The 14,289-nt window shown below is 58.4% G+C and carries 14 protein-coding genes and 1 pseudogene; 6 read left to right on the top strand and 9 right to left on the bottom strand.

Annotated features, from left to right (window positions below; genetic code table 11):
* Positions 1-31 precede the first annotated feature (31 nt).
* The gene (gene mlc / locus ACSVHP_RS01270; protein WP_234675282.1) at positions 32-1,252 is read right to left on the bottom strand and encodes a sugar metabolism global transcriptional regulator Mlc; all 1,221 of its coding nucleotides are present in this window, start codon (positions 1,250-1,252) and stop codon (positions 32-34) included.
* A gap of 121 nt (positions 1,253-1,373) precedes the next feature.
* The gene (locus ACSVHP_RS01265) at positions 1,374-2,279 is read right to left on the bottom strand and encodes a LysR family transcriptional regulator (protein WP_447550705.1); all 906 of its coding nucleotides are present in this window, start codon (positions 2,277-2,279) and stop codon (positions 1,374-1,376) included.
* Between the two features lie 121 nt (positions 2,280-2,400).
* Between ACSVHP_RS01265 and ACSVHP_RS01260 the strand changes: the two genes are divergently transcribed.
* The 5 genes from ACSVHP_RS01260 (at position 2,401) to ACSVHP_RS01240 (ending at position 7,130) form a co-directional block, all read left to right on the top strand.
* Positions 2,401-3,654: an MFS transporter gene (locus ACSVHP_RS01260; RefSeq protein WP_447550704.1), complete on the top strand. Its 1,254-nt coding sequence runs from the start codon at positions 2,401-2,403 to the stop codon at positions 3,652-3,654.
* Between the two features lie 275 nt (positions 3,655-3,929).
* On the top strand, positions 3,930-5,417 hold the full coding sequence (locus tag ACSVHP_RS01255; protein ID WP_447550703.1) for a carboxypeptidase M32: 1,488 nt from the start codon (positions 3,930-3,932) through the stop codon (positions 5,415-5,417).
* A 148-nt stretch (positions 5,418-5,565) separates the two neighbouring features.
* A complete protein-coding gene (gene asr, locus ACSVHP_RS01250) occupies positions 5,566-6,030 on the top strand; it encodes an acid resistance repetitive basic protein Asr (protein ID WP_447550702.1) in 465 nt (154 codons plus the stop codon).
* A gap of 92 nt (positions 6,031-6,122) precedes the next feature.
* Positions 6,123-6,206 carry a small membrane protein YdgU gene (locus ACSVHP_RS01245; RefSeq protein WP_023617729.1) on the top strand — a complete coding sequence of 28 codons (84 nt, stop codon included), beginning with the start codon at positions 6,123-6,125 and terminating at the stop codon, positions 6,204-6,206.
* Positions 6,207-6,308: 102 nt separating this feature from the next.
* Positions 6,309-7,130, top strand: coding sequence for a trypsin-like serine peptidase (locus ACSVHP_RS01240; RefSeq protein WP_234675274.1), 822 nt, complete (start codon positions 6,309-6,311; stop codon positions 7,128-7,130).
* 1 nt (position 7,131) lies between these two features.
* Here ACSVHP_RS01240 and ACSVHP_RS01235 read toward each other — a convergent pair whose 3' ends face one another.
* The 4 genes and pseudogenes from ACSVHP_RS01235 to ACSVHP_RS01220 all read right to left on the bottom strand — a co-directional run bounded on the left by ACSVHP_RS01235 (position 7,132) and on the right by ACSVHP_RS01220 (position 10,343).
* Positions 7,132-9,294, bottom strand: a complete 2,163-nt coding sequence (locus tag ACSVHP_RS01235) for a bifunctional diguanylate cyclase/phosphodiesterase (protein ID WP_447550701.1) — start codon at positions 9,292-9,294, stop codon at positions 7,132-7,134.
* A gap of 81 nt (positions 9,295-9,375) precedes the next feature.
* Positions 9,376-9,705, bottom strand: a complete 330-nt coding sequence (gene mdtI, locus ACSVHP_RS01230; RefSeq protein WP_417314011.1) for a multidrug/spermidine efflux SMR transporter subunit MdtI — start codon at positions 9,703-9,705, stop codon at positions 9,376-9,378.
* Positions 9,692-10,054 carry a multidrug/spermidine efflux SMR transporter subunit MdtJ gene (gene mdtJ, locus ACSVHP_RS01225; protein WP_234675271.1) on the bottom strand — a complete coding sequence of 121 codons (363 nt, stop codon included), beginning with the start codon at positions 10,052-10,054 and terminating at the stop codon, positions 9,692-9,694. Before mdtJ ends, mdtI begins: the two co-directional genes overlap by 14 nt.
* A gap of 118 nt (positions 10,055-10,172) precedes the next feature.
* A pseudogene (locus ACSVHP_RS01220) lies at positions 10,173-10,343 on the bottom strand (protein YdgV).
* A 134-nt stretch (positions 10,344-10,477) separates the two neighbouring features.
* Between ACSVHP_RS01220 and ACSVHP_RS01215 the strand changes: the two are divergent.
* Positions 10,478-11,512 carry an AI-2E family transporter gene (locus ACSVHP_RS01215; protein ID WP_447550700.1) on the top strand — a complete coding sequence of 345 codons (1,035 nt, stop codon included), beginning with the start codon at positions 10,478-10,480 and terminating at the stop codon, positions 11,510-11,512.
* 24 nt (positions 11,513-11,536) lie between these two features.
* On the opposite strand, the gene ACSVHP_RS01210 is transcribed toward ACSVHP_RS01215, so the two are convergent.
* The 3 genes from ACSVHP_RS01210 to umuD form a co-directional block, all read right to left on the bottom strand.
* Complete coding sequence (locus tag ACSVHP_RS01210) at positions 11,537-12,484, bottom strand: zinc-dependent alcohol dehydrogenase family protein (RefSeq protein ID WP_447550699.1); 948 nt, start codon at positions 12,482-12,484, stop codon at positions 11,537-11,539.
* Between the two features lie 96 nt (positions 12,485-12,580).
* Entirely contained in the window at positions 12,581-13,843 is a 1,263-nt protein-coding gene (gene umuC / locus ACSVHP_RS01205; RefSeq protein WP_417314017.1) for a translesion error-prone DNA polymerase V subunit UmuC, read from the bottom strand.
* Entirely contained in the window at positions 13,827-14,261 is a 435-nt protein-coding gene (gene umuD / locus ACSVHP_RS01200; RefSeq protein WP_234675306.1) for a translesion error-prone DNA polymerase V autoproteolytic subunit, read from the bottom strand. Before umuD ends, umuC begins: the two co-directional genes overlap by 17 nt.
* Positions 14,262-14,289 lie beyond the last annotated feature (28 nt).

Below are 14,289 nucleotides of genomic sequence, written 5' to 3'. Positions count from 1 at the left end.
GCGCAATTTTTCTTACATCTGTGGAAATGAGTTAGCCTTGCAGCAGGCGGATCAGTAACGAACCGTTGTACATCGCATCTTTCACCAGCGCGGCGCCGGCCATCGTGCCCTGATTAGAGAACTGCGTGCTTTCAACCGCGATGTTCTTGCTGTAGGCGGGAAGCGCCTGCTGTGAAATGCAGTCGGAAATGGCCGGGAAGAGGATCTCCGCCGCCTGGCTGAGCGGCGAGCCAATGAGGATCTTTTGCGGGTTAAACAAATTCACCATGATGGCGAGAATGCGCCCCACGTTGTTACCGACACCGGTAATGATGTCCTTTGCCAGCAGATCGCCCTGCCGCGCCGCTTCGCAGAGGGAATCCACCGTCAGCGGCTGGCCGTGCAGCGATGAGCTCATCGACTGGCTGAGGCGGATCTGCGCCAGCTCCAGCACGCTCTCGACGCTGGCAATCGTTTCCAGACAGCCGTGGTTGCCACAGTAGCAGCGTTTGCCGTAAGGATCGACCTGGGTATGGCCAATCTCCACCAGGCTGCTGCTTCCCGCGTGGAGCAGGCGCCCGTCGGTGATCACCCCCGCCCCGACGTTATGATCGATAACCACCTGAATCACGTCCCGCGCCCCGCGAGAGGCACCGAACAGCGCCTCCGCCATCGTCCAGGCGCTGATATCATGCTGAATATAAACCGGCACCCCGGTGTGATTTTCCAGCACCTCGCCCAGCGGCATCTCCTTCACGCCCTCGTAAAACGGCATCCGGTGAACAATGCCGTTTTCCGTGTCGATAATGCCCGGCAGGGTAATGGCAATGGCGGTTAGACGCTCCAGGCGCTGCTGATGGCGAATAAAGAACTGATCGATATGGGACAGAATGGCGTCGAGAAGGGATTGTTCCGCGTCGAGCGGCAGCTCCATACGGTCTTCAACCACCAGCTTGCTGCTGAGGTCGCGCAGGGCCAGGAAGATTTCGCCGCGGCTGATACGCAATGACAGGTAGTGCCAGGCTTCGGTTTCTACTACCAGCCCAACCGCCGGACGACCACGGCTGCCGGGCTCCTGGATTTCAGTCTCCTGCACCAGATGGGCTTCAAGCATTTCGCGGACAATTTTGGTGATACTGGCAGGGGCCAGCTGCGCCAGACGCGAGAGATCGATACGCGATACCGGCCCAAGCTGATCAATCAGGCGGTAAACCGCACCGGCGTTGGTCTGCTTAATCTGATCAATATGCCCTGGCTGACTGTCGGCGACCACCACGTACTCCCTTATTTTCGAGCTTCGAAATAAACTGTGGGCTATGGTGAAGCACTTCAATGGCGCTCGTCAAATATTTACTTAGCCATGTGATTTACCGCACATTTTTGCCCCTTTTTCCCTATAAAAACCGCTCTCGCGAGGCGGCGATCAGCTGCATTTTAAAACGCCGTGCCGCCTGGCTCTGCTCGTGATGTTTCGACCACACCAGCCACATTTCGGACACCGCGTCCTCCTCTTTAATGGTGAGCCAGCGCATTTCGCGCAGCTGAACGCGCTTAAAGGAGGCCGGAAGAATAGACACGCCCAGCCCCGCCGCGACCAGGCCAATAATCGTCATCGCTTCCCCCACCGCCTGAGTAATAGTGGGCGTGAGCCCGTAGCGGCGCATCAGCCCGAGAATATCGTCGTACAGCCCGGTGCCGACCTGTGGGTCGAAAAACACAAACGGCTCCTGCGCCAGCTCGGCGAGAGTGACCGAGGCGCGCGACGCCAGCGGATGATCGTGCGGGATCATCGCCATCAGCGGCTCGCGCAGGATCACCTCCCACGCCAGCGTATCCGGCAGCTGCGTGTTACGCATCAGCCCCAGATCGAGCGTGCCTTCGTTGAGCGGCGCGATCTGCTCGCGGGTGTTGATCTCGCGGGTCTGGAGATGCACGTCCGGGAAGTGGCGGCGAAACGACGACAGCGTGGCCGATACCGCGCTAATAAAGGGGGCTGACGAGGTAAACCCGATGCGCAGCTCGCCGGTTTCCCCCAGATAGAGGCGCTCTGCCCTGGCGGCGGCGTCATCGACCATGCTGAGGATTTGCCGACTGTCCGCCAGAAACTGCCTTCCGGCCGCCGTCAGGCTCACGCTACGGTTGGTTCGCGCCAGCAGACGCGCGCCGATCTGCTGCTCCAGAGTTTGAATTTGCTGGCTCAGCGGCGGCTGGGAGATGTTCAGCCGGGCGGCGGCGCGACCAAAATGCAGCTCCTCCGCCACGGCGATAAAGTAACGAAGATGACGCAGCTCGATATTCATATTTTTAAAGTATCATTTGAGATTATTAATATATTAGACAGAATATTTACAATTTCCTACCCTGAAGAGGTGGTCATACCCGTCACCAGCCAATCACGGGGATGTTAATCAAGGAAACAGCGTGAGCCGTACAACAACTGTCGATATCGATCCGGCCAGCGATATTGATGATTCACCCGCAGCGCCGCAGCCGGTTCAGTTTATAAAACGTGGTACCCCTCAGTTTATGCGCGTGACGCTGGCGCTCTTTTCGGCCGGTCTCGCAACCTTTGCCCTGCTCTATTGCGTACAGCCGATCCTGCCCGTCTTATCCCACGAGTTTGGCGTGTCGCCTGCCAGCAGCAGTATTTCGCTTTCCATCTCTACCGGGATGCTGGCTATCGGCCTGCTCTTCACCGGCCCGCTCTCCGACGCCATTGGCCGCAAGCAGGTAATGGTGACGGCGTTGATGCTTGCCTCCATTTGTACGCTGCTTTCAACCCTGATGACCAGCTGGCACGGCATTCTGGTGATGCGCGCGCTGATTGGCCTGTCGCTCAGCGGCGTGGCGGCGGTCGGGATGACCTATCTCAGCGAGGAGATCCACCCCAGCTTTGTCGCCTTTTCGATGGGGCTTTACATCAGCGGGAACTCCATCGGCGGGATGAGCGGACGCCTGCTGAGCGGCGTGTTCACCGACTTCTTTAACTGGCGCATTGCGCTCGCGGCGATCGGCTGCTTCGCCCTCGCCTCCGCGCTGATGTTCTGGAAAATTCTGCCGGAATCGCGCCACTTCCGCCCGACCTCCCTGCGGCCTAAAACCCTGTTTATCAACTTCCGCCTGCACTGGCGCGACAAAGGGCTGCCGCTGCTGTTTCTGACCGGCTTCCTGCTGATGGGCTCGTTTGTGACGCTGTTTAACTATATCGGCTATCGTCTGATGCTCTCGCCGTGGCACCTGAGCCAGGCCTTTGTCGGCCTGCTGTCGGTGGCCTATCTCACCGGCACCTGGAGCTCCCCTAAAGCGGGCGCGATGACCGCGCGCTTCGGCCGCGGCCCGGTGATGCTGGTCTCAACCGCCGTGATGCTTCTCGGCCTGCTGATGACGCTTTTCTCCTCCCTGTGGCTGATTTTTGCCGGAATGCTGCTTTTCTCCGCCGGGTTCTTCGCCGCCCACTCGGTCGCCAGCAGCTGGATCGGCCCCCGCGCCCGCCGCGCCAAAGGCCAGGCGTCGTCGCTGTATCTGTTCAGCTACTACCTCGGATCCAGCATCGCCGGGACGCTCGGCGGCGTGTTCTGGCATAACTACGGCTGGAACGGCGTCGGCGGGTTTATCGCGCTAATGCTGTGTGCGGCGCTGCTGGTGGGGGCTGGGCTGCATAAACGTTTAAAATAAAACACCTTATGTTCAGTTCTCTCTGATGCAATAAAGGTGATTTATCTCTTTCAGAACGGCAACGGACCATCAGGTATTTGACCGCTTTCTTGCCGGGTGGCGCTGCGCTTACCCGGCCTACATCCTTTGTAGGCCCGTGCAAGCACAGCGCCGCCGGGCAATTCTCACAAACTGCACGTTGCCTGTAGAAATAATCCCCCATCACAGAAGCTTTAATCCTTCACAAATCACGTTACACTCCCTTCAACACATCCAACCGCACGAGAACAATAACTATGCAAAATAACGTGGCTTATCAGGCACTCACCCGCACCTTCCAGCGACTCTCCCGCTTCTCCCACCTCACCTCCATCGCCAGCTGGGATATGTTCACCATGATGCCGCCGGGCGGTAGCGCGGCGCGCGGTGAGGCGCTGGCGGAAATGAGCGTATTGCAGCACCAGATCCTGACCGACAAAAAAGTGGGGGAATGGCTGGCGGCGGCGCAAAACGAAGATTTGAACGACCTTGAGCAGGCTAACCTGCGCGAAATGACGCGCCACTATCAGCAGGCTTCTCTGCTGCCGGAATCGCTGGTAGAAGCCAAATCGCTGGCGGGCAGCAAATGTGAACACGCCTGGCGCACCCAGCGCCCGGCCAACGACTGGCAGGGGTTCTCTGCCAATTTGAAAGAGGTGGTGAAATACAGCCGCGAAGAGGCGCGCCTGCGCGCCGACGCCAAAGGCTGCTCTCCGTATGATGCGCTGCTGGATATTTTTGAGCCGGACATGACCAGCGCCCGTCTGGACGTGCTGTTCGGGGACATGAAATCCTGGCTGCCGGATCTGCTGGCGAACGTTGTCGAAAAACAGTCCAAACAGGCCTTCGTGCCGCCGCAAGGCCCCTTCCCGACCGCCGTTCAGCGCGAGCTGGGGCTGGAAGCCATGAAGATGCTCGGCTTCGACTTTAACGGCGGTCGTCTGGACGTGAGCGCCCACCCGTTCTGCGGCGGCGTGCCGGAAGATGTGCGCATCACTACCCGTTATGATGAAGACGAACTCCTCAGCGCCCTGTTCGGCGTGGTTCACGAAACCGGTCACGCCCGCTATGAGCAAAACCTGCCCCGCGCGTGGGCTGGCCAGCCGGTTGCGCTGGCGCGATCGACCGCCATTCACGAATCCCAGAGCCTGTTCTTTGAAATGCAGCTCGGCCGCAGCAATGCCTTCCTCAAACACCTGCTGCCAGCCGTTCACGCCCGCTTTGGCAGCCAGGCGGCGTTCAGCGAAGAGAATTTCATCGCCTGGAACCAGCGCGTCAAGCCGGGTTACATTCGCGTCGATGCCGACGAGGTGAGCTATCCGGCGCACGTGGTACTGCGCTATGAGATTGAACGCGCGCTGATCAACGGCGAAATCGAGGTCGAGGATATTCCGGCGCTGTGGGATGAGAAAATGCAGGCCTGGCTCGGGCTGTCGACTAAAGACAACTACCGCAACGGCTGTATGCAGGACATCCACTGGACCGACGGCGGCTTTGGCTACTTCCCGTCGTACACCCTCGGGGCGATGTACGCCGCGCAGCTGTTCCACGCGGCGAACACCGCGCTGCCGGGGCTTCAGGCATCTATTGCCGAGGGGGATTTCACCGCCCTGTTTGACTGGCTGCGCCAGAACATCTGGCAGCACGGCAGCCGCTTCACCACCTCGCAGTTGATTACGCAGGCCACCGGGGAAGATCTGAACATCCGCTACTTCCGCGAACACCTCACCGCACGCTATCTGTAACAGGCCGCGCCGGGGTTTTCCCCGGCGTTGTACATATGGTTACACGCCGATACCAATCACTCACGGAAACCCCGGATTTACAGGGATATAGTGCTTTCAACGGCCCCGCAGTGGGGTTAAATGAAAAGCCAAATTCGAGGGTATGAGAATGAACAAAGTATTAGCTCTGGTTGTTGCCGCTGCTATGGGTCTGTCTTCCGCTGCATTCGCTGCTGAGACTACCGCTACCGCCACACCTGCTGCGGCACCTGCGGCAACCACCACCGCTGCGCCAGCAAAAGCGACGCATCATAAGAAACATCACAAAGCAGCAGCGAAAAAAGAGACCGCTGCGCCAGCAACCGCTGCGTCAACCGAACAGAAAGCGCAGGCTGCTAAAAAGCACCACAAAAAAGCCGCCAAGCCAGCCGTAGAGCAGAAGGCTCAGGCCGCTAAAAAGCACCACAAAAAAGCGACTAAGCCAGCCGCAGAGCAGAAAGCTCAGGCCGCTAAAAAACATCACAAAAAAGCGACTAAACCAGCCGCAGAGCAGAAAGCGCAGGCTGCTAAAAAGCATCACAAAAAAGCAGTAAAACACGAAGCTGCTAAACCAGCTGCACAGCCAGCTGCGTAAGAGTACACGCTTAACCGTGCCTTACGGGGCACGTTGGTAAACCGGCGCTGAACCGGAAAAGGGTCAGCGCCGTTTTTTTATCCGGAGGGCGTATGCTGCGGCGCTATCGGTTTGAGTTGATTCTTATCCTACTTATTTTGTGCGCGCTCATCGCCAGCCGTTTCTATCTTTCCTGAATGTAGCACGCTGATTTTACTCCCACTTTATCGCCGTCCCGTCTATAGTATTTTCTTAGGGTTCATATTTAAAAATCATAATTACCCCCACCAGAGTGTGATATGCGTAAATCTGTAATGTTGTTACTGGGAACATGTAGTCTTATTTCTGGCTTTTCACATGCGGACGATGGCGATGATGACGCCCTTAACGCCAAAGAGGTTAAGACGCTGTTTTTTGGTCATGACGACCGGACGCCTGTCACCAGCCCAACCGACGCCCCCTGGGATGCCATTGGCCAGCTGGAAACCGCCAGCGGCAACTTATGCACCGCCACGTTGATCACGCCCCAGCTTGCGCTGACCGCAGGCCACTGTCTGCTGACGCCGCCGAACGGCAAGCCGGATAAAGCGGTGGCGCTGCGTTTTGTGTCGCAAAAAGGGGTCTGGCGCTATGAGATCCACGGCATCGAAGGCCGCGTCGATCCGTCGCTGGGTAAACGCCTGAAGCCGGATGGCGACGGCTGGATTGTGCCGCCCGCGGCGGCCTCCTGGGATTTTGGTCTGATCGTCTTACGTTACCCGCCTTCCGGCATCACGCCGCTGCCGCTGTTCGACGGGGATAAAGCCGCCCTGACCGCCGCGCTCAAAGCGGCCAACCGCAAGGTGACGCAATCGGGCTACCCTGTCGATCATCTGGATACGCTTTACACCCACACCGACTGCGTTGTCACCGGCTGGGCGCAAAACAGCGTCTTGTCACACCAGTGCGACACCCTGCCGGGCGATAGCGGTTCGCCGCTGATGCTGAAAACCGACAGCGGCTGGCAGCTGATTGGCGTGCAAAGCTCTGCCCCCGCCGCCAAAGACCGCTGGCGCGCCGATAACCGCGCGCTCTCCGTGACCGGCTTTCGTGACCGGCTCGACGCGCTGGCGAAAGACTAGCTCAGCACTGTCTGACCTGACGTAACGCAATAATCGCCTCAATCGGCATCGGCTGGCTGAACCAGAACCCCTGCAACTGATCGCAGCCAGCCAGCCGCAACAGCTTCATCTGCTTTTCGTTTTCGACCCCTTCCGCCACGACCGCCATCCCCAGCGCGTTGGCGATCCGCACCGTGCCGCTTACCAGTGCGGCGGCCTGCTCGTCGTTATCCACCAGCCCGGCCAGCGATTTGTCTATTTTGATGGTGTCGAAATTAAAGCGCCGCAGATAGCCGATGCTGGAATACCCGGTGCCGAAGTCATCCAGCGCCACCGCCGTACCCAGCGCCTTCAGGTTCATGATGGCCGAACGCGCCCGCTCCGGATTTTCCAGCACGTAGGTTTCCGTCACCTCAAGCTGAAGCCGGTTGGCCGGGAAGCGGGTAACGTCGAGCACGTGCGCGACCCTATCCTCAAATTCCGGATCGCGGAACTGCGCCGGAGAGATATTGACCGACAGTTTTAAATCGCTAAACGGCTCCAGATCCGCGCAGGCGCGATGCAGCACAAACTGCCCGAGCTTATAGATCAGGCCGCTTGTTTCAGCGATGGCAATAAAGGTATCCGGGCCAAGCTCCCCGTCCGGGCGGCGCGGCCAGCGCACCAGCGCCTCCACGCTGGTCATCTTCTGGCTGCGGGCATCGATTATCGGCTGATACCAGACCTCAAACTCGTCGCGCTCCAGGCCGCTGCGGATCTGATTTTCAATCGCCAGCTGCCGCTCGCGGGCGCTGTTGAGCTCCGCGTCATAATGGGTTATCCGCCCTTTCCCGGTCATTTTGGAGTGATACATGGCGATATCGGCGCGGCGAAACAGCTCGGAGCTGGTGCATTCAATCAGGGTTCCGCTGGCGATACCGATGCTGGCCCCGATGTGGATCGTCCGCTCTCCCAGTCGAACAGGCGCGTTCAGGTAGTCGAGCACCGATTCCGCAAACGCCGCCGCCCGCGCTTCTGCATTATCGCCGCCGACGGTCATGGCAAACTCATCGCCCCCCATTCGTGCCAGCATTCCGCCCGGCGGCACCCGCTCGCGCAGCGTGTTGGCAATCGCGACGATCAAATCATCGCCTACGCTGTGACCGTAGATATCATTTACGTCCTTAAAGCCGTCGAGATCGATAAACACCACGCTTTTGACGTCGATATCCCCGCGCAGGCTGACCTGATCCAGCGCCTCGATGAGCGCGCGTCGGTTGGGCAGATGGCTCAGCCAGTCGGTTCTGGCTACCCGCCGGGCCTGGCTCTCCCCTCTGGCGAGCTTATACAGCCCCACGCTGCTCACCAGGATAAACAGCAGGATCAGGGCGGCGGCCAGCACCACGATCTGCGTGATGTCCGAAGAGGCGGCATGGGCGGCCTGCGCCCCGGGCAGACGCGCCTGCCAGTTGAGATAGCCCAGCAGCTCCCCCGCCGAGCTGTTGAGCGGCATACTCACTTCGCTGATCTTCTCGGGCGAGTAGCTGAGGCGATCGATCTGAAAGGTGGCCCCCAGATCGGACAAAATCTGCGGGTTAAGGTGGCGAGTAATGACCAGATAGCGCCGCGTATCGCCGCTGGCCTGCAACGGCCCCACCATCGGGCGGACCAGGCCAATGCCAATAAACGCCACGCCGTGACGCGTGCGGGTGATCCCCGCGTAGATATTTTTGCCATCGGGCAGCGCGTTGCGGTGCTCGTCAATCAGCGCTTTCAGGCCGTTACCAAAGAAATCGAGGTTTTTATCCGTAAAGGGTTTGCTCTGAAAGGAGCCCCAAAGCACGTTGAAACGTTCGTCCAGCACGAAGGTGCCGTCGTAGAGGTTGTTGATTTTAAAGCCCGCTCCCCAGGTGTTGTACAGCCAGGTGGTGTCCAGATCCGGGTTATAGACTTCGTTTACCGCATCGTCCCAGACGGCGTTATCGATCACCAGCGACGACACGCGGTTGACGGAGGTCTGGATCGCCCCCTGCACCGAGAGCGCGGTGCGGTGTTCGTCGATTTCGTTGGTTTTAGTGCTGATGAGGTGTAAAGAGAGGTAGAGCAGCGCGATAACCGAAATGATTAAGCCGATCCCCGCCATGAAGATCATCACGAACAGCGTTTTTGCGGTGGGAATATTTCGCCAGCTTAATGTGTGATACATCCGCCATCCTCTTAAAAGTCCTGCTTTTCTAAGAGTAATACAGGCAGCGAATTTCGCTGCCTGTAAACGGCTATGTCACTGTCAGGCAAGTTTTATCATCACCATTCCCAGCAGCAACAGCACCAGCCCGATCCAGCCTTTATTATTCAAACGCTGGCCGAACAGCACCCAGCCGGCGGCGAGGGTGGCGGCGATACCAAAACCGCCCCACAGCGCGTAGGCCACGGATAAGTCGATGCCTTTGACCGCCTGCGACAGGGCGCTGAACGCCCCCAGTACGGCGGCAATGGACATCAGGCCGTAGGTTTTACGGCGAAAACCATCGGAAAATTTCAGAAAGACGTTAGCAATAATTTCCAGCACGATTGCAAACGCCAGCCAGGCCGCGTGGATCCATTCAAACTGCTGCATGGGTGGTCTCCTTCTGCGGTTTTGTCGGTTTTCGTGTACCCGATTTAATCAGCACAATACCTGCGACCAGGGTCGTCAGTCCGGCAATTTTCATGGCTGAGAGCGCCTCATCAAATAACAGGACGCTGAACAGCGTGATCAATAAAATACCGATCCCTTCCCATAATGCATACGCCACGCCCAGTGCGATTTTTTTAACCGCAAAGGACAGGAAAATATAGGAAAGTGAAATCATCACCAGCATCAAAATAAAGCCAGCGTTGCCATCGCTAACGCTTGCCCATTTCATCGACAGTGTGCCGGTAATTTCAGCGACGATCGCCAGAGCTAATAAAATCCAGTAAAACATGAGTCTTCTCCTGCTTGAGAATATAATCCATCGAGGCTCGCTGCGGGCAGCGGACCCAAAAATATGAAATTAAATCAGATAGCTAAACGCAAGGCGTTAGCTCAGGCAGAAGGCGTGACTATAGCGAGGAGCGCCAGTGTTGCTCACCGGACAGAAGGCAGAGGGAGGTGGAAAATACAGCAGTGTTATTTGAAAAATACGTCCTGAACAAATTGTCCATAATATTACAATTATCCGCGGTCTTGCTTCTCGTCTTTGCGGATGAAAATTGTCCTCAGTAGTTGAACACGCCAGATTTGTACCATAAGCCAAGAATTTACTCAAAGTCTTTTCAATTCTTTACCCATCCTGTTTGACCTCGGTTAGTTTATTGGATCCGCATTCGGCCTTATTATTAATAAAAGCATTATTCCAGGACTTTCCATGGCTAAACCGATCGTTACCCTGAACGGGCTGAAAATTGTCATCATGCTGGGCATGCTGGTGGTGATCCTGACCGGCGTGCGCTTTGCGGCGGACATTATCGTGCCCTTTATTCTCGCGCTGTTTATCGCGGTGATCCTTAACCCGCTGGTTCAGCGCATGGTGCGCCTGCGCGTGCCCCGGGTGCTGGCGATCTCCCTGCTGATTGGCATTATCATTATCGTCATGGTGCTGCTGGTCGCCTATCTTGGCACGTCCCTGAACGAGCTGGCGCGCACGCTGCCCCGCTACCGCTCGTCGCTGGCGATCCCCCTACTGCAAATCGAACCCTGGCTACAGCGCGCGGGCATTGAGGTTTCCGTTGAAGAGCTGCTGAGGTATATCGATCCTAACGCCGCGATGACCCTGGTCACCGCCCTGCTGACGCAGCTCTCCAACGCCATGACCTCGATTTTCCTGCTGTTTCTGACGGTGGTGTTTATGCTGCTGGAGGTGCCGCAGCTTCCGGCGAAGCTGGAGCAGATCATGTCCCGGCCGGTGGAAGGGATGGGTGCGATCCAGCGCGCGCTGGACAGCGTGTCGCGCTATCTGGTGCTGAAAACGGCCATCAGCCTGGTGACGGGCGGCGTGGTCTGGGTGATGCTGATTGCGCTGGACGTTCGCTTCGCCTTCGTCTGGGGGCTGCTGGCGTTTGCGCTCAACTATATTCCCAATATCGGTTCGGTGCTGGCGGCGATCCCCCCGATCCTTCAGGTGCTGGTGTTCAGCGGCTTTTACGACGCGCTTATTCTTCTGGCGGGCTATCTGGTGATTAACCTGGTGTTCGGCAATATTCTGGAGCCGCGAATGATGGGGCGCGGGCTGGGGCTGTCGACGCTGGTGGTCTTTTTATCCCTGATCTTCTGGGGCTGGCTGCTCGGCCCCGTCGGAATGCTGCTCTCGGTGCCGCTGACCATCATTGTGAAAATTGGTCTGGAGCAGACGGCGGGCGGGCAAAGCATCGCCGTTTTGCTCAGCGACATGAGCCATAAGTAAATCTGGCCCCCGCCGGTCGGGGGCTTACTCTTCCATCATCAGCAACGGCTTGCTGACCCTTCCGGCCCGTCGATAGTCGCCGAGCGCCGCCTGCCACTGCGAAATCGGGTACGGCGTAACGCCGCTGTACTGGCTTGCAGCCAGGCGGGGCCAGATCTGACGGAACTGCGCTTGCCACGCCTCAGCGTCCAGCGCATCCAGATAGTTACGAATATGGAACCATTCGACGCGCGGCAGAGCACGCTGCTGGCGAAACGTCTGCCCCGAAAGCAGCCCGTAGCAGACAAATATCCCCGCCTCCGGCATAACGCTCAGGATCGTCTGGGCCAGGCTGCCGCCGGTCGCATCGTAAACCACCTCACTGCGCGCGGCGATTTCCCGCACCGCAGCCGTATCCTGCTGATCGACCGGGATAATCCCCATTGCCGCCAGCCGTTCGGCGTGAACGGGCGAACGGTGAATGCCGTATACTGCCTCAGCCCCCGCCTTGCGCGCCCACTGCCCGAGCAAAATAGCGCAGTCCGAGCCCGCCGCCGTTAACAGCACCCGTTTCCCCTGCGGCGAATAGCGGTTGAGCATCATCTGCGCCGCCAGCGGATTAATGTACGCCCGCGCGGCAAGCGTGGAGTCGATAGCATCCGGCACGGGGATCGCAAACGCCGCCGGGCAGTCCACCACCTGCTGCCAGGTGCCTTGTCCCCGCAGCGGCAGGACGCGTTTGCCCGTCAGATGCGCAAACCCGGCGGGCGCCTGCATAACCACGCCGACGCCCTCGTACCCTGCCACCGCAGGCAGCGGCGTCCGGTGGCGATAGGCCCCGGTGATGGGGATCAGATCGGACGCGTTGACCGGGGCGCAGCGCATCTTTACCCGCAACTCGCCCGGCTTCAGCGGCGCGAGCGCGGTGTGTTCCGGTTGCAGGACGTCGGCGGGTTCACCGAACTGGCGATACCAGAGCGCGAGGTTATTCATTGGATCTCACTGGACAGACAGAAACGGTAAAGATTACCGCGTCGGGTCCGGCAGGTCACCTGCCGGGGGGAGGTTGCCGGACTGAACGGTTGATTTTTATCGCGCCACCGGCAAATCCGCATACCGTGTCGTGTAAAACGGCGACAGCATTTCGCGCTTCATCGACCAGGCTTTATCAATCCCCTGCCCGGCGAACCAGACCTTTCCTTTTCCGGAGTGATTTAACCCGTCTATCACCTCCATCAGCGCCGTGCTGTTGGCGTGAAGGCGGTTGTTATCGAACAAATTAAGCTGGGCGACGCCGCTGCTGTAAAAGTCCGCCAGCATCACCCCCGCTTTCATATAGCGGCGGCCGTCGAGCCATATTCGCCCTAAGGCGTCGGTGGCGGCGCGGATGATATCGCGGGAGTCGTTGCTCGGCGTCGTCAGGGTGACGGACGCCTGGTTGCCGTAGAACACCTCATTGTCCGCGTGGGGGCTGGTGCGCACAAACACGCTGATAAAGCGACAATACTGATGCTCGCCGCGCAGCTTTTCTGCGGCGCGCTCGGCGTAGGCGCAAATCGCCTGGTGCATCTCAACGTATTGCGTGATGCGGTGTCCGAACGAGCGGCTACAGACGATCTGCTGCTTGGTGGGCGCAAACTCTTCCAGATCGAGGCAGCGCTCGCCGCGAAGCTCGCGCACCGTGCGTTCCAGCACCACGTTAAAATGCTTGCGGATCACCCAAGAGGAGCTGTCCGCCAGGTCCAGCGCAGTGGTGATGCCCATCGCGTTGAGCTTTTTCGTGATGCGCCGCCCCACGCCCCACACCTCGTCGACCGGGACCACCGCCAGCAACTTACGCTGGCGTTCGCTGTTCGACAAATCCACCACGCCGCCGGTGCTGCGCCATTTTTTCGCCGCGTAGTTTGCCAGCTTCGCCAGCGTCTTGGTCTGCGCGATCCCCACGCCCACCGTCAGCCCGGTATTCTTCAGCACCTGGTTGCGCATGGCGTGCCCGAAGCTCTCCAGCGACATACAGCCGTCAACGCCGGACACATTCACGAACGCCTCGTCGATGGAGTAGATCTCTATCGCCGGAGCCATGTCGGTCAGGGTCTGCATCACGCGGCTGCTGAGATCGGCATACAGCGCATAGTTCGAGCTAAACACGTATACCCGCGACGGAAAGCGCTTCTCTTTAAACTTGAAGTAGGGCTCGCCCATTTTGATGCCAAACTGCTTTGCCTCGCGTGAAAGCGAAATAATGCAGCCGTCGTTATTGGACACTACCACGATAGGCTTGCCCAGCAGATCCGGGCGAAACACGGTCTCGCAGGAGGCATAAAAGCTATTCACATCAACCAGCGCGAACATGTTTATGCGTCTTAAGCGTATGGGTGACGACACCGAAGATTTGCAGCTCCTCTTCGGACTGAAAGGTAATGGGCTGATAGCGGGGATTGTGGGGAAGCAGTCTTAGCACCGGATGCGTCTGTAGCTCCTTGACCGTAAACTCCCCGCAGACAGCGGCCACCACGATATCGCCATGTCCGGCGTTTAGCGAGCGGTCAACCACCAGCAGATCGCCGTCGCCGATCCCCATGCCAATCATCGAATCGCCGCTCACCTTCACAAAATAGGTGGCGCTGGGGTGTTTTATCGCCACCTTGTTCAGATCGATACGGTCTTCGACGTAATCCTGCGCCGGGCTGGGAAAGCCACAGGCAACGCGTTCCAGATAAAGGGGTAACTCAATACTTTGCCGTGAATAATAAGAAAAAAGCGTGTTCATCATTGTTATGCCTGCCATGTACTGTATA

The sequence above is a fragment of the Enterobacter sp. 186315 genome (assembly GCF_053290175.1).
Note: the sequence above shows the minus strand (reverse complement) of the source record. Positions and strands in the feature narration are given on the sequence as shown.

Bases quoted from the DNA above. Each gene is read 5' to 3' on its own strand.
- ACSVHP_RS01245 (WP_023617729.1), top strand. From the start codon at position 6,123: ATGCTGCGGCGCTATCGGTTTGAGTTGATTCTTATCCTACTTATTTTG.
- ACSVHP_RS01240 (WP_234675274.1), top strand. From the start codon at position 6,309: ATGCGTAAATCTGTAATGTTGTTACTGGGAACATGTAGTCTTATTTCT.
- ACSVHP_RS01265 (WP_447550705.1), bottom strand. From the start codon at position 2,279: ATGAATATCGAGCTGCGTCATCTTCGTTACTTTATCGCCGTGGCGGAG.
- ACSVHP_RS01255 (WP_447550703.1), top strand. From the start codon at position 3,930: ATGCAAAATAACGTGGCTTATCAGGCACTCACCCGCACCTTCCAGCGA.
- mdtJ (WP_234675271.1), bottom strand. From the start codon at position 10,054: ATGTTTTACTGGATTTTATTAGCTCTGGCGATCGTCGCTGAAATTACC.
- ACSVHP_RS01215 (WP_447550700.1), top strand. From the start codon at position 10,478: ATGGCTAAACCGATCGTTACCCTGAACGGGCTGAAAATTGTCATCATG.
- umuD (WP_234675306.1), bottom strand. From the start codon at position 14,261: ATGAACACGCTTTTTTCTTATTATTCACGGCAAAGTATTGAGTTACCC.
- umuC (WP_417314017.1), bottom strand. From the start codon at position 13,843: ATGTTCGCGCTGGTTGATGTGAATAGCTTTTATGCCTCCTGCGAGACC.
- ACSVHP_RS01235 (WP_447550701.1), bottom strand. From the start codon at position 9,294: ATGTATCACACATTAAGCTGGCGAAATATTCCCACCGCAAAAACGCTG.
- mdtI (WP_417314011.1), bottom strand. From the start codon at position 9,705: ATGCAGCAGTTTGAATGGATCCACGCGGCCTGGCTGGCGTTTGCAATC.
- ACSVHP_RS01210 (WP_447550699.1), bottom strand. From the start codon at position 12,484: ATGAATAACCTCGCGCTCTGGTATCGCCAGTTCGGTGAACCCGCCGAC.
- asr (WP_447550702.1), top strand. From the start codon at position 5,566: ATGAACAAAGTATTAGCTCTGGTTGTTGCCGCTGCTATGGGTCTGTCT.